Origin of the sequence: Psychrobacter sp. DAB_AL32B (assembly GCF_002224105.1) — a bacterium.
Classification (GTDB): domain Bacteria; phylum Pseudomonadota; class Gammaproteobacteria; order Pseudomonadales; family Moraxellaceae; genus Psychrobacter.
Genome location: NZ_NEXU01000049.1, coordinates 17,953 through 39,548 on the forward strand (window position 1 = coordinate 17,953; position 21,596 = coordinate 39,548).

Annotated in this window: 19 protein-coding genes; 13 read left to right on the top strand and 6 right to left on the bottom strand. The window is 40.3% G+C overall.

Translation table 11 applies throughout. From position 1 onward, the window contains the following. The first annotated feature begins 2 nt into the window (after nucleotides 1-2). The 8 genes from CAN34_RS05500 to CAN34_RS05535 all read left to right on the top strand — a co-directional run bounded on the left by CAN34_RS05500 (nucleotide 3) and on the right by CAN34_RS05535 (nucleotide 6,528). Nucleotides 3-527: a KilA-N domain-containing protein gene (locus tag CAN34_RS05500; RefSeq protein ID WP_089554795.1), complete on the top strand. Its 525-nt coding sequence runs from the start codon at nucleotides 3-5 to the stop codon at nucleotides 525-527. Continuing rightward, nucleotides 524-1,114 carry a hypothetical protein gene (locus CAN34_RS05505; RefSeq protein ID WP_089554796.1) on the top strand — a complete coding sequence of 197 codons (591 nt, stop codon included), beginning with the start codon at nucleotides 524-526 and terminating at the stop codon, nucleotides 1,112-1,114. The genes CAN34_RS05500 and CAN34_RS05505 overlap by 4 nt, the downstream gene beginning before the upstream one ends. After that, nucleotides 1,107-1,700 (top strand): hypothetical protein, encoded by a 594-nt coding sequence (locus CAN34_RS05510; RefSeq protein WP_089554797.1) that lies wholly within the window; start codon nucleotides 1,107-1,109, stop codon nucleotides 1,698-1,700. Before CAN34_RS05505 ends, CAN34_RS05510 begins: the two co-directional genes overlap by 8 nt. Nucleotides 1,701-1,806: 106 nt before the next feature. After that, a complete protein-coding gene (locus tag CAN34_RS05515; RefSeq protein WP_089554798.1) occupies nucleotides 1,807-3,930 on the top strand; it encodes a DUF3987 domain-containing protein in 2,124 nt (707 codons plus the stop codon). A gap of 314 nt (nucleotides 3,931-4,244) precedes the next feature. Beyond that, nucleotides 4,245-4,463: a hypothetical protein gene (locus CAN34_RS05520; RefSeq protein WP_089554799.1), complete on the top strand. Its 219-nt coding sequence runs from the start codon at nucleotides 4,245-4,247 to the stop codon at nucleotides 4,461-4,463. Nucleotides 4,464-4,663: 200 nt separating this feature from the next. Next, a complete protein-coding gene (locus CAN34_RS05525; RefSeq protein WP_089554800.1) occupies nucleotides 4,664-5,140 on the top strand; it encodes a hypothetical protein in 477 nt (158 codons plus the stop codon). Next, nucleotides 5,127-5,420 (top strand): hypothetical protein, encoded by a 294-nt coding sequence (locus CAN34_RS05530; protein WP_089554801.1) that lies wholly within the window; start codon nucleotides 5,127-5,129, stop codon nucleotides 5,418-5,420. Before CAN34_RS05525 ends, CAN34_RS05530 begins: the two co-directional genes overlap by 14 nt. Before the next feature lie 904 nt (nucleotides 5,421-6,324). Then, a complete protein-coding gene (locus CAN34_RS05535; RefSeq protein WP_089554802.1) occupies nucleotides 6,325-6,528 on the top strand; it encodes a hypothetical protein in 204 nt (67 codons plus the stop codon). 661 nt (nucleotides 6,529-7,189) lie between these two features. Here the strand turns inward: CAN34_RS05535 and CAN34_RS05540 are convergent. The 4 genes from CAN34_RS05540 to CAN34_RS05555 form a co-directional block, all read right to left on the bottom strand. After that, nucleotides 7,190-7,978, bottom strand: coding sequence for a DUF1829 domain-containing protein (locus CAN34_RS05540; RefSeq protein WP_089554803.1), 789 nt, complete (start codon nucleotides 7,976-7,978; stop codon nucleotides 7,190-7,192). 1 nt (nucleotide 7,979) lies between these two features. Continuing rightward, a complete protein-coding gene (locus CAN34_RS05545) occupies nucleotides 7,980-8,414 on the bottom strand; it encodes a hypothetical protein (protein ID WP_174668344.1) in 435 nt (144 codons plus the stop codon). Nucleotides 8,415-8,494: 80 nt separating this feature from the next. After that, nucleotides 8,495-8,908 carry a hypothetical protein gene (locus CAN34_RS05550; RefSeq protein WP_254423102.1) on the bottom strand — a complete coding sequence of 138 codons (414 nt, stop codon included), beginning with the start codon at nucleotides 8,906-8,908 and terminating at the stop codon, nucleotides 8,495-8,497. After that, complete coding sequence (locus tag CAN34_RS05555; protein ID WP_089554804.1) at nucleotides 8,881-9,732, bottom strand: thermonuclease family protein; 852 nt, start codon at nucleotides 9,730-9,732, stop codon at nucleotides 8,881-8,883. Before CAN34_RS05555 ends, CAN34_RS05550 begins: the two co-directional genes overlap by 28 nt. Nucleotides 9,733-10,543: 811 nt before the next feature. On the opposite strand from CAN34_RS05555, the gene pgsA reads away from it, so the two are divergent. Further along, the gene (gene pgsA, locus CAN34_RS05560) at nucleotides 10,544-11,215 is read left to right on the top strand and encodes a CDP-diacylglycerol--glycerol-3-phosphate 3-phosphatidyltransferase (RefSeq protein ID WP_079690714.1); all 672 of its coding nucleotides are present in this window, start codon (nucleotides 10,544-10,546) and stop codon (nucleotides 11,213-11,215) included. Nucleotides 11,216-11,639: 424 nt separating this feature from the next. After that, nucleotides 11,640-12,311 carry a hypothetical protein gene (locus tag CAN34_RS05565; RefSeq protein WP_254423103.1) on the top strand — a complete coding sequence of 224 codons (672 nt, stop codon included), beginning with the start codon at nucleotides 11,640-11,642 and terminating at the stop codon, nucleotides 12,309-12,311. Nucleotides 12,312-12,474: 163 nt separating this feature from the next. On the opposite strand, the gene CAN34_RS05570 is transcribed toward CAN34_RS05565, so the two are convergent. Both CAN34_RS05570 and CAN34_RS05575 read right to left on the bottom strand, forming a co-directional pair. Beyond that, on the bottom strand, nucleotides 12,475-12,969 hold the full coding sequence (locus tag CAN34_RS05570) for a pyridoxamine 5'-phosphate oxidase family protein (protein ID WP_089554806.1): 495 nt from the start codon (nucleotides 12,967-12,969) through the stop codon (nucleotides 12,475-12,477). 369 nt (nucleotides 12,970-13,338) lie between these two features. Further along, nucleotides 13,339-13,833: a pyridoxamine 5'-phosphate oxidase family protein gene (locus tag CAN34_RS05575; protein WP_089554807.1), complete on the bottom strand. Its 495-nt coding sequence runs from the start codon at nucleotides 13,831-13,833 to the stop codon at nucleotides 13,339-13,341. Nucleotides 13,834-14,295: 462 nt separating this feature from the next. On the opposite strand from CAN34_RS05575, the gene purL reads away from it, so the two are divergent. From purL to CAN34_RS05590, 3 genes are all read left to right on the top strand, one after another. After that, complete coding sequence (gene purL, locus CAN34_RS05580) at nucleotides 14,296-18,309, top strand: phosphoribosylformylglycinamidine synthase (protein ID WP_089554808.1); 4,014 nt, start codon at nucleotides 14,296-14,298, stop codon at nucleotides 18,307-18,309. 258 nt (nucleotides 18,310-18,567) lie between these two features. Further along, entirely contained in the window at nucleotides 18,568-19,686 is a 1,119-nt protein-coding gene (locus tag CAN34_RS05585) for a hypothetical protein (RefSeq protein ID WP_089554809.1), read from the top strand. Continuing rightward, nucleotides 19,683-21,437: an AAA family ATPase gene (locus CAN34_RS05590; RefSeq protein WP_089554810.1), complete on the top strand. Its 1,755-nt coding sequence runs from the start codon at nucleotides 19,683-19,685 to the stop codon at nucleotides 21,435-21,437. Before CAN34_RS05585 ends, CAN34_RS05590 begins: the two co-directional genes overlap by 4 nt. Nucleotides 21,438-21,596: the final 159 nt, after the last annotated feature.

The window sequence follows — 21,596 nt, forward strand, 5'->3', positions numbered from 1 at the left end:
TTATGCTGACTATCTCAAACAACAAAGTAGGTATAACAGAAGATGGGCTTTATTGTCTAAATGACTTGCATAAGGCAAGTGGTGGTGAGAAAAAGCATGCACCATACCGCTTTATGAGGAATGCTGAAACAAGAAAGCTAATTAAAGAGGTAGAGCGAACCCCAAATGTGGTGAACGGCAATACCGTAAAGGCATACAAGGTGATTAAAGGTGGTAATGCAAAGAGCAAACAAGGTACATACGTCTGTAAAGAGTTGGTTTATCGCTATGGGATGTGGATTAGTGCAGAGTTTACTTTACTCATTATTCGTACTTTTGATGAGGTCGCAAATCATCAGTATAAGCTTAGTAAGCGGCTCGATGGACTATGTAAAGACATAAACACTGTAACTTTAAACCTTAGTAGTGCTGGACGCTTTCTAAACATTGCTGGCAAGCAAATTAAGCCGCAATTGCAGCGCAGCATTGATGAAACGCTTAAACAGATGCAGCCTAGTCTTGAGCTCACAGGGGGTAACAAGTCATGAGTGATAATCATACCAAACTCAATGTAAGAGCCCGTCACGGAGTGAATTCGAGCCTAAATGATACAAATTCGAGTTTAAAAGCACAGAATTCGAGTCTAAGTGACATGAATTCGAGTTTTAATAGCAGCATTATAAATATGTGCGCTAAATTAGATAAAGTCACTAAATATCAGCTTGATCCAAGGTGCAAAAAAAATGATGTAACAGGGGCGGTTACCCATTTTTTTGTAAAACAAGCCGTTGCAACTGATGATAACAACGGTTACTATAAAGACCTCTCAAAAATCACTAGCGACTCGCCAAGTCGTGCATTATTGGCTTTTTTTGTGCCTAATACTTGCCTAGCCTCTCAAGCGAAGCATGTTAACAGCACAGCATTTATATACCTACCAGCTTATTGCAAGTATGGGGGTAAAACCGTCTATGACGGGTTGACGTTGCAAAATAAAAGAGCTTTAGGGCGAATATGCAAGGCGGCTTCTAGTGATGCCGAGAGTAAGACCCGTCACCTTTTGGACTTGTCAAAACATGACATTCAAAGCGTGACATTAACTCAAAAATCACTAGGAGATAGCTATCATGGCTAAATCAATCTGTACGACCTCAACCACCCAAGCCCCTACCAACAGTACACTAGCCGCATTCAAAGCTGGTGACAGCGTGCTATGCCCGTCTGTGGGCAATGGTACTTATAAGCTATTCAACAAATCAAAAGACTGCCTAACTATCAATATTGGCAATGTTGAGTGCTTATATCGCGCTGATGGTAGAGCCTATCATGACGACTGCTACGTATTGCCGTCACTATTCCACGATACAAAAGACAACCGCCAAGCGATTGCAACGCTATACAGTGGCATACCTACCAGCCAATCAAGCCAGCGTACAGTCATAGACACCACCGAAGCAGACGACAAAGAAGTGATTTTAATATCTGCCTTTGATTTATCAGATATTGCTTGCGACATTGAAAGCGCGGCTATTGTCATAAGTGACATTGGTAGTCTGTTAGGACTTATTCATTACGAGAAAATAGACACTCACACCGCTATATCAATGGCACGCTTAACGCATGACGCTACTGTAACGTGGTATGACCTATTACAAAGACAAGTAAATTCAATCAAAGAAACCCTAGCAATGACTCGTTACGGCAAGGAGGGTAAACAGTGAAAACCTACCCACCAAAGCAGGGCCGTAAACACGCTAAGCGCAAAAGCTACTATAAGAAGTATAGAGAGCAGCGCAAACCGAACCAGTCACAAGCAAGGGGGACTAGATGACCACCACACCACAAACAAACACCCATGAAAAAGCCCGCGCATCTAGCGCAGGCTTTGAAATGGTAAGTCGATTTAATGCAGCCACACGGCAAGGGCTAGCAGATGACAATATATTACTTAGTCTTTATGACTTATATGAGCAGTTAGGCATACAAAACAAGCTATTGCACCTTGATAGCAATATTACCATAACCACAGGCTTTGATACAGGTACTAGAGCACCTACAGAGGGCACGATAGGGCTAGTATTGAGTAATAACCAAGATGAACCCGTCACCCTTGCCAGCGTCAGGCCTAACAGCAATCAAAAGCCGCTAATCATTGACCGTATGCAGCCCTCTGCCTTAATCATTGGGACGTTAGATAGCACCCGTGAGCTGATAGCCGTTGATAACTTAGATGACGCTGTAATGCTTGCTCAATACTTAATAATGGATAATGTCACGGTGCTGGCAAGCGTTGACAGTCTGCTATTCAATGGCATGGTAAAGCATTTTGCCGAAACCTATCCCGTAACTATCTTTACCACTATAGATAAGAAAGATAAGGTATGTAAGCCGCTGACAGGTGCAAATGTTAAAGCGATGATTACTGTTTTTGATGTGTTGCTACAGTTAGATAATCATTCTACTTATGCAGATATTCTAGCTGATAGTGATACAACTATACTCGATCTACAGGCTGAAATATGGGGCGAACCTGAACCGTTAGCCACTAACCCAAGCCAGCCTACACCATTCCCTATCCATGCTTTTAAAGGTATATTGCGTGCCAGCGTTGAGGCGATTTCATATCACACGCAAACACCTATGGCTATGGCGGGCTTTTGCTCACTTGGAGCAGTGGCACATATTGGGCAACGTTTTATTACTGCCCCTATGGGTTATAACAGTATGCCGACAAGCCTATTTTTTATCATTGAGGGCGACAGTGGTAGCGGCAAGTCACAAGCAATGGGCTTAAGTCATTTCAAGATACGTGAACATGAACGCCAACTATATGAGGACTACTTAAGCGACTTGGAGCAGTGGGAGAACAACAAGGCTAGTCAAAAAGGTAAGGACATAGCCGATTTTTTAGCCAGCACGCCCAAACCTCAGAACCCTATGACGTTATTTGATGATGCAACCATTGAGCCGATACTCGATAGATTTATCAATGGAGAAATGAGCAACGCATCATGGACGACAGACGAAGCAGGGCAGTTTTTCAATGGTCACACTATGCAAGGTGATACCGCGGGCAATGCCTTATCAGCGCTCACCAAGCTATGGAGTGATGGGCACGTGTCCCGCGTGCGTTCACAAAAGAACCAATATGCCAACGTCCGGACCCAAGCCTATGACGTTCGCATGACGCTATTGTTAATGGGGCAGCGCATCATCTTAGAAACCGCACTAACTGATGAAATGATGAACCAACAAGGCTTTTTAGCAAGGGCGCTTATTGCTTGCCCTGAGAGCTTGCAAGGCACGCGCATATGGAATGATGAACAGCGCCGAAAGATTGACCCTTACAACGACCCAGCCATGATTGCCTACTGGTCCCGTTGTCAAAGCTTACTTGATCCTTGCCCCGCTAATATGCCTGAAACCCCGCAAGGCGCACCCAATCGCATACCGATGAAGTGGGCAAACAGTGAAGCAGAAAATACTTTTTATAAGCATATGCAAGACATTGAGAACCGCCAAGCAGTAGGCAAGCACTTGGAATATTTAAAAGCGTATGCCTCGCGTATGTCAGAAAATGCAAGCCGTATCGCTGCATTGATGGCGTTCTTTGATGGACGCATGACCATTACCACCGATGATATTACCCGCGCTTTTATGTTAGTTGAATACTCAACAGCTGAACGCTTGCGCTATATCGATGCAACGCCGACAGGTGAGGAAAACGACAGCGAGAAGTTAAGCCGCTGGCTTGTGGCTCACTGCCAAGCGCAAGGAGTGGGAAAGGTGGCTTATGCCACAGTCCAAAGCCGTGTTAATCCTAAACGCTTGCGTAAAAAAATAGTGCTGGAGGTGGTCATTGAGGAGTTGATCGCTAAAAATTATATACGTGTTGTCAGTAATGATGATGTTCGTTTTATTCATATCAACCCCATGCTATTGACCCAATAGCATGATTATATAAATACATTTATGCTTAAAGGTGGGAAAACGAGGAAAACGGGAAAGTCACACCGCTAAAGCTATACCAATAAAGACTTGCAAGGATTTCCCGCTTTTGGGGCAAGTGGGAAAATGGGGAAAGTTAGGGGGAAACGGCGGCAATATTACTGGCTCACTTTCCCCGCCTTCCCGTTTTCCTTTTTAGTGGGAATGCGGGCAAACCCTTTAGCATAAAGGCTTACAGCATGTCACTTTCCCACTTTCCCAACTTTCCCGCTTTTTAAGAATATATATAATAGTCACTACACGGATATAGGTGCCATATGAACAGATCAAACAATGTGACCGTTGAGGAATATTGCAAAGACTTACTGCAGAAAGTCACAAGCTGGCAAGAAGAAAATAAAAAAGCCCGCCTATTGGACGCGCAAGCCGTCAATACGTCCGACTATGCCAAACGTGAAGCATTGATAAAAGTTGCTGAGGTAAAAATATATACAGCCAAGCAGACGGGCGATTGTATTAGCGAATACATGGGCTAGTATCTTCACCAATGGAAAGGAAACAACATACAAAGGTGGGCGTTAATCGTCTGCCTTTTTTATTGGGTATTCATCAAGGAATGAGCGTGCCAGCATGTTGTAAAATGTTGTGGTTGGCATTACTGTACTAGGGTTATAAATATCAATGATATAATCAAGGTTATAAATTGCTTAATGATTTAGATAACAGGTGAACATACATGCCAGCAATAGCCACAGCGTCAAACCTTAGTCACCACCTAAAATTAAGAATATCTCACTACCGCGATCAACTGACACGCCAAAAGGCTGAGAGCATACAGGTAGGCTATGAGCACCGCGGCAAGTCATATAGTTACGACATTAAGCTATCAAGGACAGCGTGCAACTATGGCGGTCATCGTCATTGGTGGTTATGCCCTAAGTGTAGTAAGCGGGTATCGGTGCTTTATTGTGCAGGTGCTTACGTCTGCAGGCATTGCATAGGTGGCAAGTATGGCTCACAGCTTGAGCAACCTATTGATAACCTATTCAGGCGTTTGAATGCGATTAGAGCCCAGCTAGGCTGGCAAGACGGCATCATTCATGGCATTGGCGAACGACCTAAAGGAATGCACCAGAGCACGTTTAATAAAATTTTACTTGAGTATCAACAACTAGAGCAAAAGCTTATAGGGGCACACTATGCGACTACCTGATTTAAACGACCTGATACAAGATTTACAGTTAGCCAAGCAGATGGCAATTGAAGACAACAACCCAAACGCCTTGATTATGGCAACCATTGGACAAGCTAAGCTGCTAGGTATCGATAAGCCAATCAAGGACGTAACACTAATCAGAGATGTTGAGCCACAGCAAACACTAGACTACTCAATGCTAAGTGATGACGAATTAAGGCAGCTCATAGCGATTACTGAGAAAGTGGAAAAGGCTGTACTTGATAAAAGAATAGAGCACGCCCGCAACGAGTATTAGTAACTGAAAGATACCCACAGTTGGTGGGAATCCTATTTTGCGCATGAATCAAGACTTTTCGGACATCTTAGAGAGAGGTTTTTGGACATCGTAGAGGGAAGTAGATAAATCCAAATTTGGTTCTATCTATTTTGGGCGTTATTTAAGTCCCGCCAATGACGGAAGTTAATAATCCATGTAAAAGACAGAGCATTACCGCCAACGGCAATCATGCTCAACAAGATGAATGACAGAGATGTGATTTACGCTTGGAACAGATGCGTCCAAACTTGGACTTATCTATTTCGAGTGTTATTCAGCTTTCACACCGTGCGTAAGTTAAGGGTAGCACCGCTCAAAGTTGGTCAGTGGGTATCAGATGGAGATTTGAGCCATTGGCGATAATTCAATTTTGCGTGTCCATAAAACCACAAACCCCAGTGGGGTAGATATCCCCAAGTTTGGGGATATCTAATTTTGTCAGTCCATAATAGATTAGATGCGCGCAGTTTTGAGCGTATCTCATGCAAAGGGTAGTATTCGGACACGTTAGAACCTAACAAAACCTAACATTCAAATCAGAACAATGCAGCCGCGCATGTTGTCAAAAGTTAACATTCAGCACAAAAGCAAACTACTACTTTTTACTACATTGGCAGCGCCTAGCCGTCATGGCGAACCCCAAGAATACCCCAAGATTAGAACCTGTTAAAACCTGTTATTCAGATAGCTGCCGACTTAATAAAACTTAAGGTTAGGGTTAGGGTTAGGACGGTCCGATTACGGTCCGTATAGATAACGCCTTTAATCTTGCCCACATTCCAAATGTGATCAAGTTCTAACCTTCACTGGCATCAATCGTCAGTATATTGGTTAGATGTGTTTGAGCAGAAGTTACAGCTAAATCGATATAGGAGTCATCATCATGAAAGATATTTACTACACTACTAAAGACATTAAAGAGATATTTCAATGGCGGTCTGACGATACACTCGCCCAACGTCGAAAGTCTGGATTTTTACCTGAGCCTGATATTTATGGTCGACCAAATAAATGGCTTAAAGTTAAAATTGACGCTATTGTTGGGGTCGATACGAATCCAAGAGCAGTAGTCGGGACAACAAAGTAATACTATGAACCTGTCTAAACTTGACCTTCAAAATCAACTTGCGCGCATTTGAAATACTAGCAAGGGTCACATTTCAAATGCTACCCTTCCCCAGCTTTGGGTAGGCTGGCGAGTCGATAGCAGATATCAACTTTAGGTAGCATTTCTTGCACGTCCTCAAATTGAGGAAGTCAGAAATCACCGGGGCAATTCACTGCTCAAAATTGAGCAATGGCTGGCGAGTTAATATCACTGTCCGTTTTTAGATAATAGGGTTCGACATGATGTCGAACGGTATTCTTGCCAGCAATTTAGTTGGAACAGAGGAGCCTACTAAACATAAGTTAAATTATTGTTGATAGAGGTGATTTGCAGTGCTATGGTTCAAATTTATATTATTCGACTATTAAGGTAGTAGCCTATGAAAATGTGGTCAGCACTTCTTATATCTATGTTAATGATGGCACCAGTCGTACAGGCGAATGCTCAAAACTACCCTTGTTCTAAAAGCATGGGCGGTGTATCGCATTGCAAAGATGGTAAGTTTGTTTGTAAGAATGGTAAAATTAGCCAGTCTAAGAAAGTTTGTACTAGTTAGGCTTTGCTAGATTGAAAGGCAGTAAAAAACCCACATCACAGTGGGTTTTTTTATTCATGTTACTAAATAGAATAACAGTTTGTATTAAGCTGCTAACTCAATAATAAATTCTTTTCTAATACTCCATGGAATTGGAGTTACGTTATAGTTAAGTAGCGATTGTTTAACAGAAGCAGAAATTTTTTGATCAGTATCGTTAATGATAGCAAATAGTTCGGAGTTATCAGGTCGAACCAGTTTAGTATCACTCCAGCTAAATAGAAGTTGCTCAACGTTTGATTTGTTTGGCTGAGTCATTACTTGCAAGATACGTTCGGGTTGTTCCTTATGTTTCGGAATTACGAAGTCGAAATGAAAGTCAAATCCTGATTTACCATTTAGATTAACTGATGGTACATATCTGATATCATTTTCATCTAACCATTCTTTTACATCTTCATAAAATAAGCTTGCAATACTGCTACTAGCTAATGCAAACATATCGTTAACTGATAGCATTGCTTGAATAAAATTATTCTTTTTAACAGGGAAATTATCGGTGTTTGCAGTAATAAACAGTTCATTCCCATTTATTAGTTGGACACCAAAACCGTTAAGTATCTCATTAAGTATTTTCTTTCTTTTTGGTGTGTTGAATTGGACACCGGAAGCTTCTAGATCATCTATAATATAGCCACCATCACTAAAATTAATACCTTCATCATTATAGTTTGCGTAAAACTGTAAGCAGTCATTATGCCGATCTAGATGAGGTGTGGTGATTTCCACCCACCCTTGTCCAACTTCCTTAAAACAAGTTTTATCTCTAAGCCATTTAATATAATTATCAAAATGGCCTTGAAATAGGTCTACTGGTAAAGCATTGGTTTTCATTTCAAAAACTCACAGTAGGTTCGTTAAATGGATTAATAGAAATATTACAAAATTTACGGAATATTTCGAAAAATTCCCACATGTCTTTACAGTTATCAAATTCTGTAGGTAGGGCATAAGCCCACTTATCACCGTAACCCTCTTTATATATATGAATGTGAGGGCATGGAATTTCTTCATCATTAGGGTTTCTATGCGGTGGCCCACCTATATCTAACCTAACTAAGATTATACTCTTCCTTGCTCTAGTCTGATATGTGATTTTGTGAAGGTCAAATTTGCCTGGTGTAATATTTAAAAAAAATTCCTCTCTCTTATCTGAACTAATTAGTGTTGCAACTTTTTTTAGATGATCAAAGATTAATCCACCACCTATGTCCACAGGTATTTTAATTAAGGAAATCAGGTGTTCAGCTTCTTTTTGGGTAAGTTGCATATTGTTCTCTAAATTACAATTGTTAATCGTCTAGCCAACGACTGTTTAGTAAATCCAATAATATAAGATACTGGGTTATATTAAAAATTCTTTCCATCCTCAAGCATGTCCCGCTGCTCATCACATACTTTCAATCCAATCTCTCTAGCCTCACTCAAATCAGCACCTTGCTTAATGCTATAAGGCACGTTTGGCGTTACACCTATTACCTTAATTATATTGGCAGCAGCCTTGTTGAGTGGGGTACCAACATAAGACTCATCAGTAAATCCCATCGGCGCAAAGAATACTCCGCGGCCAAACTCTACATGGTAACTACATCCAATCTCACCTGATGCAGTGAATGGGTAAGGTGTGTCGTTATCAGCTCCCCAAAATTCCTCATGCACTGGAACGAAGCCAGCACCATAGTTTTCATCTTGAACTACAGGAGTGCATGAAACTATCGATAGAGCTAATAGGGTAATTAACCACCTAGACATATTGATTCGCATGGCACACCGTCCTTATCGCCATCTATCTGCGTATTGCCGCAGGCAAGTTGCTGCTGGGCTTCTACGCATGTTGTTATCTGACTACAGGTTTTCTTAATAAAGTTACTGCAGATAGAGCCGGTAGGTGGCAATGGTATAATAGTGCCAGAACCATTAGAGGAACCTGCGCTAGGTTTGCTATAGCATTTACTAGCACCTTTTGATGGCAAACGATCATTATTAAAGTTGAGGTCGGAGCTATTTTTACCGCTTCGATAATCAGATGGCTTTATAGGATATCGATTTGCCCACAAGCCCCTACCATTTGAACGCGCCACAATCTCAGCGTTGGCATATTCAATGCGATCGTAAGGTGTCTGACTACTTTGATATTCTTTATAATGCCAAGCCGCACCCTTTTGCAATTGGTTCAAGTTGCAGTCAACATTATTAGCAATGACCTTACCAAGCAGACGATCGTATCTATCTCTTTCAGTCCATTCGATAGTAACGATAGCATTGTTTGTACACTGATATAAGGCAGTAGTGCTTTCTGTTCCGTACTCTTGTGCCGATTCTGGTGCATCAATACCTAGTAAACGTACGCGCTCGCTTTGTCCTGATGCTTGAGTAACCTCTACCGTATCACCATCGATAACACGTGTCCCAGTGGCATTCAGCACATTAGGTTCATAGCATTTGGTTGTATTACCACTGTTAGAGCCATTGTTGCCACCAACGACGCCAGTAGAGCCCATAGTGGCGTCCCTCATAGCGTCAATGTCATCGTAACCACCACACCCAGCAAGAGCTAATACCAAACCAACAACCACTAAGTTTCTCATGACCAATCACCAGGGTAATATTTACCCAACTGTAAACGATTGGTAACTTTTCGGCAACTGTTTAGAATTGATATTTAAGGTTTTTGTGCATACTAGAGAACACTAGATACTTATCTGAAGGCAATGGTGAGTAGGTATGAAAGCTACTAATAAAGCTGGCGAGCATGATTGTACTTTTGAGAGAAATGAGATCATCAGAATTTTGAGCAGATGGTGGTCAAATTGGTGGTCAATTCAATATATTAAAATATTAATTATATATAAATCAGTATGTTACAGGTAAAAAAAGAGCCCACGGAGGAGGAACCGTGGACTGAGGAAAACTTATTATGCGGCTGAACTATTAATGCTGAACTATTAATAATGAATCATGCAGTAATGAATCGTTAGCCACAAATAAATTGATACAAATTTATTATTGTTAATATAAAGATGATGTCAAAGGATGATATTTCAAGAAATTCTTACATCTACTTACAATATTCAGTGTACAACTGTATTGATGTTGTCAGGTCATCATAACTGAAATCTTATGATTTACCTAAGCTGGTTTACATGTTATTACGTTTCAAGCAATGGGTTTATTAAGTCTATTGTAAAGGCTCAGTGGTATATCGATATTTTTGTTAAGCAATTTTGATTAAACAACAGGAATTATTTAGAGTAAATAGGCAGTCAATTCAGTATAAAAGACGCTTAATTATAAGAATGTACGGCTGGTATCAACGAACATACAGAGATGGCATGACGACTTGCCTGAAAAATGCTAAGCTATCTGCCATTATTATGTCTATATTAAACTGGGTTTGCCATGACTGAGAGTAAGCATTTGCATACGCAGGAGCCGCAAAATACCAAGAGTATTTTTAATTTACCCAACAACCTGACGATTGCGCGTATCTTAATGATTCCGCTATTCGTGGCCATCGCCTATTGGCCGCCTGCCATGGGAATTGGCATGCCAGCAATCTCAGATAATGTGATTGCAAAGGTGGGTATGAGTGAGTTTAGCGATAGCTTATTACGCCATTTATTATTGACTGGTGTGTTTATCCTAGCTGCAATTACCGATTGGCTCGATGGCTATTTTGCGCGTAAGCTTAATGTAGTATCAGCCTTTGGTCGCTTTTTAGATCCCGTGGCTGATAAGCTAATGGTAGCCGCCGCACTGATTATATTGGTGCAATGGCATCCTAATATCATTATGGCGATTGCGGCTATTGTGATTATCTCACGTGAGATCGCCGTCTCAGCATTGCGCGAATGGATGGCAGAGTTGGGCAAAAGCACCAGTGTTGCTGTCTCTTATGTGGGCAAGCTTAAGACCACCTTTCAGATGATAGCCATTACGGTGCTACTATTAAACTGGGAGTCACTTGAAACTGTCGGCTATGTGCTAATGGTTGCAGCGGTAATTTTAACTTTGTGGTCGATGATGATTTATTTAAGAGCAGCTTGGCCTTACTTAAAACAAAGTGGTTAAATATTTAGCGACTAAATATATAGTGACTAAATCTACTGCATTGATATCAAAACCGTAAAATCTAGACAATAAAAAACGCCAGTCGCACCAGCCACTGGCGTTTTTTTATTGCCTATTTTTATTGGTTAACTATATTTGATTAGAGACTGTTTGATTATTCTGTGATTATAGTTAAGCTTAAGATATACTGAAACAAGTAAATAAAAAAAATAAGCATTGGAAATAAGCATTGGATAGGTATGGCGTAAAATCATTCAAATAAGGATATGATATGGATATGACATTGCAAAAGAAACAGTCAGCCGCTGCCGTTTTATTACTGGCACTAATAACAGGTTGTTCGTCATCGCCAACCATGCAAAAAGAAACCGCAGATGTGGCACAAAGTACGCAAGAGCAGTCAAAGCAAGACCGTTCAGCGGATATGCAAACCGATTCAAGACAGCCAGAGTCGATGCAAGACGCGGCTGAATCAGAACGTTTGGGTACTCAGTGGGGTGATGATGTTGACTCAGAAGTGACCACCGTTGATCTACGTCGTGTCAGTGACGAGCCTATTGCGCAAATGCAGGTCTCTTACGCTGACAAAAATTATAAGGGGCGTGCGGTAAATAGTATGTCCTTACTGGCCGGAAAAGTTGAATTCTCAGCCGCTACGGATAGTGGACAACTACCGCTTTATCGTGATGGTAGTAATTACTATCTGCAAGGCAAAGCAGGTCAAGCCTATCGCTTGGTTTACCACAATAATAGCGCCAACACGTATGAGATCGTCGCCAGTGTCGATGGCTTAAATGTTCTCGATGGCAGTACAGCCAGTCGTTATGATAGCGGTTATGTTTTGAATCCAAATGATGAGTTGGTCATTGAGGGCTTCCGAAAAAGTAACAGTGCGGTTGCCTCCTTTATTTTTAGCAAACCAGACAACGCTTATGCTGCTAATACTGATACCGGTTCGATAGAGAATACGGGAATTATTGGTACCGTTATTTATGAGCTGTACGATCCTGCTAAACCTAAGTATAAGCCTCAGCCTAAATCAAAACAGCCACAAGCGTATCCAGCAGATAATGGCTATGCAAAACCGCCACAATAACCGTGATTAATGTATGATTAATACCTGATTAAATGAACAATAAAAAACGCTAGTAAGCATATTGCTACTGGCGTTTTTTATTGTTTTATCCTGCTATAAAATAATGCTATTAGTAAATTATTTTCATAGCTAATAAAGGTTAAACTTTAGCGAAAGATAAAGATTATAGCGTTATTGAGAAATTTTCACCCAAACTATCACCAACAGCCGTATCTGTTACCGCTGCGGCAGAAATTTTAAATACATTAGCAAATGAATTACCATTAGCCCAATATTCTGCACCGTGCGGTACTACTTTTATCAACTGCACTTTTGGATCTTCTTTGCCATGCTCAAAGTAAGCATTGTAGATAGTTGACCACAATTCATCGAGCTTGTCTTTATCGTCAACCAGTTCGGCTTTACCTGCGATAGACAGATAGTCTTTGTTATCTTGGGTTGCGTAGGCAAGATTAACTTCAGGATGCTTTTTAATGTTTTCAACAGTCTCAGATGGTGTATGACCAATGAACCAAATCTCTTTGGCACCAATACTAGTTTCGGTGGTATTCATCGGGCAAGAATGTAGATGATCGTCGCTGGTACGAGTAGTCATCATGGTGTATTTAACATCTTTCACCAGCGCTTGAATTTTATCCATTTGTTCTTGTTTACTCATAATATTTATCCTTGTCGTTATGAATGCGTTATGAATGCGTTATGAATGCGTTATGAATGCGTTATGAAATATTGTTATAAATATTGATCATGATGTGACGTACTATTATTAGAGTGAGCTTATATTTATTATGCTTATATTTATAAAAACTCTCACTCTTAATAAAAGTACATCATTTTCAACGGACTGATATATTCTGACTCATGCTTTATCCTATAGTGAGTTCAGTATAAAAACGATACAGCGGAACTGAAATGGATTTTTCGCAGCCTCTGTCGACGTAGGCACAGCAAGCCAGGAAAATTTATTCCAGTTTCGCGTAAAAATATCATGTATCTGTTTTATTTAGAATTGACTATACAGATTACTTTATAAAGTCACTGAAAAGGTTTCACCCATATTTTCAGCCGTTTTACCTTCTTGTACCGCAGCTGCCGCCATTTTAAACATATTTACGACTGAGCTGCCGCTAATCCAGCACTCTGCACCATGAGGTACGACTTTAATTAACTGCACGTTCTCATCTTCTTTACCGTTAGCAAAAAAGGCATTATAAACAGGCGACCACAACTCATCTAGTTTGTCTTTATCGGTTGATAGTTCGGCATTACCACTGATAGAGACATAGTTTTTTGCATCTTGGGTGGCATAAGTCAAACCGATTCTTGGGTCGTCTTGAATGTCTTTTACGACATCTGATGTTTTATCGCCGATAAACCAAATCTCTTTTACACCAAGATTGGTTTCACTGGTCGTCATTGGCCAAGCATGAATATCACCTTTTTTATTGGTGGTACTCATCATTGCAAATTTAACATCTTTGATGACATCTTGAATTTTGTCGATATGGTCTTGTTTACTCATAGTGGATATCCTTTTTCATTATAGTAGTTGAATGGCTATTCATTGAATTTTAAATTTATAGTTATTAATTTTTCAGTGTAGACGAGCAAGTGCTATTTATTAAAAGAGCAAACACCTCGCTCGTCAGTAACTGTTATCTAGAATACCGATGAGGGGTAGTCTATTTATATAGGTTGCCAGTAATGCGATGTGAGTGTTTGTAAGGATTACAAGCTTTAGGTAAAAATTGTGACGGCAGAGATTTAAAGTTTCTGCTATGAAATTATAGTGCTTAAATAGTGCTTAAAAAGTAACGCTAGCTTCCTTTATAACAGAGGTTTAGTGATTGTTTGGCGGCGCTTATTAGCAATTTATCTTGGTTTAGACCTGCTTATTACAGGGCTTCTTGTTATAATACGCGGACCATTTACTTTGCATGGCAGAGATGCCTGTTCTTGCCTATATCCTATGGAATATGCCTTTATGATGACCATCGCCGGACAACCGTTTCTTACCGATTTTCAGACGCAGCAACTCATCAGTCAGTTTCAGCAAAAAACCGAACTAAATGTCAGCCAAATTAATACTCAGCAAGTTTATGTGCTGTCACGGGAATTAGACGGTGATGAGCATAAAAAGGCGTTGGATTTACTGGCGGTTGACAGTACGACTGTACTTGAAGCCCCGCAAGACAATCAACTACAAGTCATTGTTGGTCCGCGTTTTGGTACGATTTCGCCATGGGCAAGTAAAGCGACCGATATTTTTAATAACTGTGAAATTGCGATCAATCGCGTTGAGCGCGTTATCGTTTATACCCTAACACTTGAGGGTAATGCTGCTAGTAAGCATTTGCCAAAGGTAGCCGAGCAGTTATTGTTTGACCGTATGACCCAAAGCTTGGTTTATGACTTAGCAGAAGTAAATAAGCTGTTTGATGACCAGCAGCCAGCGTCGCTCAATCATATTGATGTCATCGGCGAAGGGCAGTCTGCGTTAGAGGCTGCCAATACAGAATTTGGTTTTGCCTTATCTAGCGAAGATATTGACTATTTAATGAATGCTTACGTTAATGAGCTAAAGCGCAATCCGACTGACGTTGAGCTGATGATGTTTGCACAGGCGAACTCAGAGCATTGCCGTCATAAGATTTTCAACGCTGAGTGGACAGTTGATGGTGAAGTCCAACCAAAATCATTATTTCAGATGATTAAAAATACTTATAAAGCCAATCCGCAAGGCATTTTGTCTGCTTATAAAGACAACGCAGCAGTAATGGCAGGGTCTGCAGGCTGGCGTTTTTATCCCGTTCCTACTGATGCAACCGACGTAAATGCTGCCCATCCTTACGATTTTCATCAAGAAGAAATCGACATCTTAATGAAAGTCGAAACTCATAACCATCCAACCGCGATTGCCCCTTATGCTGGTGCAGCAACGGGTGCAGGCGGTGAGATTCGTGATGAAGGCGCAACCGGTCGTGGCGGTAAACCAAAAGCCGGTCTAACAGGTTTCCATGTGTCGCACTTACATATCCCAGAGCTTGCCGAAAAATGGGAGCAGTCTGGTCAATTGAGCACGCAGGATTATGGTACGCCGGATCGTATGGCAACCAGTCTTGAAATCATGACCGAAGCACCATTAGGTAGTGCTAATTTCTCTAATGAGTTTGGTCGCCCGAACCTATGCGGTTACTTCCGTAGCTTCCAGCTTGATACCTCAGCGGCAAAAGATGGCAGCCAAATGCGCGGCTATCATAAGCCGATTATGCTGGCAGGTGGTTACGGCAATATCAAACGCAACCTCATTGAAAAAAACGCCATTCAACAAGGTGATCTATTAATCGTCCTTGGTGGCCCTGCCATGCAGATTGGTCTTGGCGGCGGCGCGGCTTCTTCTGTTGATAGTGGTTCATTAGATGAAGGCTTGGACTTTGCCTCCGTTCAGCGTGATAACGCTGAGATGGAACGTCGCTGCCAAGAAGTGATGGATCGCTGCTGGGCCTTAGCGGGTAATGATGTCGATGCCAGCAACAATGGCAAAGATGGCAACCCAATTGTTTCTCTCCATGACGTCGGTGCAGGTGGCTTATCAAATGCTATGCCTGAGCTGGTCAATGACCATGAAATGGGCGCGCATCTAAATTTACGCCGTATTCCGTCATTAGAAGCTGGCATGTCACCGATGGCGATTTGGTCAAACGAAGCGCAAGAGCGTTACGTACTCGCAATTCGCCCTGAAAGCGAAGCCCAGTTCGATGCCATTTGTGCCCGTGAGCGCTGCCCATATGCGATTTTGGGTACAGCAACGGATATTCGTCAGCTGATCGTTGATGATGAATTATTAGCGGAACAGCCAGTTGATATGCCTATGCAAGTATTGCTTGGTGGTACGCCGCAGATGAAGCGTCGCTTTAGCCGTACAGAGACTACCTTGCCAGCATTAGAATTAGGCGAAGTTAATCTAGCCGAATCAATCAAAGACGTCTTACGTCATCCAACCGTTGCTAGCAAGTCATTCTTAATTAGTATTGGTGACCGTTCTATCACTGGTATGGTCGTCCGCGATCAATATGTTGGTCGCTATCAAGTGCCAGTATCAGATTGCGCGATTACCGCTTCAGGCTTGATTGCTTTAGATGGTCAGCCGATGAGTGGTGAGGCGATGAGTGTCGGCGAACGGACGCCTGTCGCGCTTATTAGCCCAAAAGCTTCTGCACGATTGGCAGTTGGTGAAGCAATCACCAATATCGCTGGCGCACGTATTACTCAGCTATCTGATATCACCATGTCGGCAAACTGGATGGCAGCGTGTGGCGACGATACAGAAGATGCTGCATTGTTTGACGCGGTATATACCGTTGGTGAAGAGTTATGCCCAGCGCTTGGTATTGCCATTCCAGTCGGTAAAGACTCGCTATCGATGCGTGCCAATTGGACAGATGACAATGCCAACAATTCTAAGCAGGGCAGCACGGATAAATCAGTGGTTTCGCCAATGAGCCTCGTGATTACGGCTTTTGCGCCTGTTATTGACGTTGCAAAAACCTTAACGCCTGAGCTCATTAATGGCGATAGCGCGTTTTATCGTATTGACTTATCCAAAGGCAAACTGCGCCTCGGCGGCTCAATCCTCGCGCAAACTTTAAGCCAATTAGGCAATGACTGCCCAGATTTAGCACAGCCAAGTGACTTGATCGATTTCTTTAACTTTATCCAAGCGGGTAACGAGCAAGAAGTTATCAGCGCTTATCACGATATCGGTGATGGTGGTTTGCTAGCGACTATCGCTGAGATGCAATTCACCAGCCGTCAAGGTATCAAGCTATCATTGACTGACGATAACTTATTGGGTCAATTGTTCAGTGAAGAGCTGGGTGCAGTTATTCAAGTATTGCCAGAAAATGTCGCTGCCTTGATGGAATTGGCAGAACAGCATAACGTTAGCGATATGCTTAGTCTGGTCGGTCAAAGCTCGGAAGAAGACAGTCTGCTTATTCAAACGCCGTTGCATATGGGCGATGACACCTTACGCTTTAGCCGTACTGAGTTGCAGCAAGAATGGAGTCAGGTCAGCTATCAAATCGCTCGTCGCCGTGATAACCCTGCTTGCGTACAGCAAGAGTATGACTTGATTGCCGATACAAACTATAAAGGTCTTATCGCTGCGCCAAACTTCGATCTCAATCAAAAAGTCGAAGCGCCATATTTAGCTAGTCGCGAAAACAAACCAAGAGTCGCCATCTTGCGTGAGCAAGGTGTCAACGGTCAGACAGAAATGGCAGCAGGCTTTACTCAAGCTGGCTTTGAAGCGGTAGACGTGCATATGAGCGATTTGCTCAGCGGTCGTATTAATCTACGTGATTTCGACGGTTTGGTCGCGTGTGGTGGCTTTAGTTATGGTGATGTATTGGGCGCAGGCTCTGGTTGGGCAAACTCTATCTTGTTCCATGACGAATTACGCATGCAGTTTGTGCGCTTCTTTGCCCGTCCTGATACCTTTTCACTTGGCGTCTGTAACGGTTGTCAGATGATGGCGCAGTTAAAAGATCTCATCCCAGGTGCGGAAAACTTCCCACGCTTTATCGCCAATAAATCAGCTCGCTTTGAAGCGCGTACGGTCAACGTAAAAGTCGAGCGTACCAAGTCCATCCTGTTCAAAGGTATGCAAGACAGTATCTTGCCGATTGCGGTTGCTCATGGTGAAGGCTATGCCACGCTTAACGAGACAGAAATCGATGGCATGGCAAAACACGGTCAACTCGCTATGCGCTTTGTCGATAGCCAAGGTCAGCCAACTGAAACGTATCCGCTCAATCCAAACGGTTCGGTTGGCGGTGTCACTGGTCTGTGTAGCACCGATGGTCGCGTTACGCTCATGATGCCGCATCCTGAGCGTACGCTACGTGCGTACAATCACAGCTGGAAACCGGCTGTCTGGGACGAAGATGGCGCGTGGATGCGCATGTTCCGTAACGCCCGTGCTTGGTTGCGTTAAGATATAGGCTAAGTTATTTTAGAGTATTGTTTTAGACAGCTGTTTTTTAAAATAAGAAGGTGGGCTTCGGCTCACCTTTTTTGTGTTTGGGGTTTGGGTTTTTGAGAAGTAGGGGAGATGACCCTATTCAACTAGAAGTATATAAATATATTCATTAAGTGAAATGAGCTATTAAAACTACTATCTTACTTGCTATCAATGTTTTAGACCTTTATATTACTAAGGAATTAATTGTTTCAACTTAGTTAGGACGGTTAGATGAGTGACAAAGCTGTAAATGCAGGTGTTACAGCTCAAACAGGCTTTGAGTTGCAGAGAAACTGTGCACTCCTTTTACTACTTGAAAACTATGATTTCTACAAAGATAAAGATTTTTTCTTGTGCATAGAACATCAAGATGACTTTCTATTTGCGTTTACAACAGATGATTCTAAGACGCTTTTAAAGGTTAATACCTATCAGTCTAAAAAGAAATCAGGATCTGTATGGAAAATTAATGCCGATTTTGGTGAAATCATAACGAAAATACTTGGAGTTGGAACTACTCTTAGAAAAGACAACATGCCTAAGTGCAAAAGCTACGACCATATTTTGACTTTTATATCAAACACTCATATGGCTTTTGAATACAATCCAAATAAGAGCCAAAAGATTAAAGGTGAAAAATCAGAATACTGTCATATCAATGAACAAAATGAAAAACAAATATTTAAAGATCTACCACAAAATATTAAAGATAAGTTTAACATCCAAGTCCAAAATCACTGTCAAAGTAAGTCTGTTACAGTTGACGAGACTGAATTCAATAACTTAAATTTCCAATGGATCGACTTTCCAAAAACCGCTAAAAAACAAAAAGAAGCTTTGATAGGTTTAATGTCTACGAATTTTTCACATGTCGTTGACCCTAAAGCATCTGTTGAGCTATTCATTGAGCTGTTTAAACGAGTTGAACAAATATATAATCAAAAAGGTATAGCTAGCTTACTAGATGAATCAAAAAGACTATACGGGCATGACCTTAAAAAGACTTTAGAGATTATTCAAGTAGAACAAAAGACATATAAGAAATGGCGTGAAAATGCTAATTCTTTTGCCCCTACTTTTAGAATACCTATATTTATTCAAGAGAATGCTGAAGATAAAATAAGAGAAACCTTCGAGTACTTTAAAGATTTAAGTAATTTTGAACACTTAGAGATAAAGAATTTCGTTGCTAATCATGATTATCGACGTACATGCTATGATACATCAGAGATGTTTAGTTTATATATGACTGAGATTAAAAAAAATATTAAAATAAGTCTAGATGATATCGATGTTTTTTTTGCTTGCTTATGTGCGTATGTCGAGCATTACGATAAGGATTTTTTGTGAATATTATTAATTTTAAGAGTTTGTTTGTATATTCTGAAGATAAAGAGGTGTGTTTTTATCAGACGTTTAATAAGAGAGTTAATATTGTTAGTGGTTGCAATACATCAGGAAAAAGCACTTTAATTCAAAGCTTTTTATATGCTCTTGGTATTAATGATATAAAAGAAAAACTTAGTGAAGTTTTAGATATGCAACCAGTTTTTAGGTTGGATTTTACATTAGAGAATGAAGACGAACTCACTAATTATATTTTAATTCGAGATGATGGTACAATTTATCTAAAGAAAAATGATGAAAGATTAATTTCTTTTTATGGAGTCGGTGCGAATACTGGTAGAGAACGTACAAAGTTCAAAAATTATCTTAGTAATATTTTTGGTTTCAATATGTATGTTGAGTATAGAGGAGATTACATTACTGCTCCTCTTGAAGCATTTTATTTACCTTATTATGTTTCTCAATCTGTTGGTTGGGTATATCTACAAGAGTCTTTTTCAAACTTTCAGTTTTATAAAGATTTCAGACGTGATTATTTAGATTATTATTTAGGAATATCAACAAACTGGGACAGAGAAGAGTTGATTGCACTTAACAAACAAAGAAATGAGCTTAATACTGAGATTAAATTACTTGATAAGCAAAAAAGTAGTACCAATTTTGAAATAGCAAAAAACGTAGATGAAGCTTTTGGTGTAGAGGCACAAGAATATATTAATGATTATGTTGAGTTATATCGGAGCTTACAAGAAGCTAAAACTAATTTAATAAAAAATGCTAACCAACTTGCTATCTATGAAAACCATCTAAAAATAGTTAGAAAAACGAAGAGTAATATTAAACATCAAAAATTTGATAGTATCGATTCTTGTCCAGCATGTTTGCAAACGCTTCATTATTCTCTAGAGAGAATATATGAGTATCATCAAAAAAAGAATGATAACCTAAAAATTGAAGAACACTTAAAAGATAAGTTAAAAGTATGTCAATCAAAAATTAATAGTTATAGAAGTAAGATAGAAGAGTTAGAAGAAAATATTCAAAAAAGATATAGTGTTTTGGAGAAGATTGAACATTTAGATATAGACTATAATACTTGGATAGAAATAAAAGCTGATGCACGTCAGTATAACAATTTAACAGCAAATATTTTTGAACTTAATAGTAAATTGGAAGATACAAAGAAAAAACTAAACAACTTTGATGAAACTAAAGCAGACTCTTTAAGAGCTCAGAAAGCGAATAAGTTTTCTAGATTGTTTAAAAAAGCTTTGTCCGATTTAGAGGTAAAGCCATTAGAAGAAGATAGATATTTAGATATTTATCGTATTAACTCCTTTCCATATCAAGGCGTAGAGCTTCATTCTACGATGCTGGCTTATCATCTTTGCTTTAATAAAATAATTTTGGAGACTGATGGCATTCATAGACTGCCTCTTTTGTTAGATGGGGTTTTGAAAGAAGATATTGATCCAAGTAGCTTAGTTAAGATTTTTAAATTTATTGGTAAAAATTTACCTAAAGATACACAGTCTTTTATTTCTGTTTCGGATTATAGGGCTAGTGAAGATAAAATAGATGGTAGTGAAGTAGTAATGAGGTTTGCAGTTGAGGATATAAAGGAAGAGTATTTTGATGAAGAGTCTGAAATTATTTATATATCCGACAATAAAAAGAAGAGAGTTTTTCTTTCTCAGTTTTTAGATAAAAAATTAGATATTTATCAGGATACTATAAATATATTGAGTACGTAGAATAGGCTGTGCTTTGTCTTCGTTTTCTATGAAAGCTCGGCAAACCTAACCTATTCTACGATAACCGCTCAATTACTCACCATCTAAACCCTCTTTCTTAGCCTCAGCAATCAACTCATGAATCTTCGCACTTTCTTTTAGCACACAGGCATCATACGT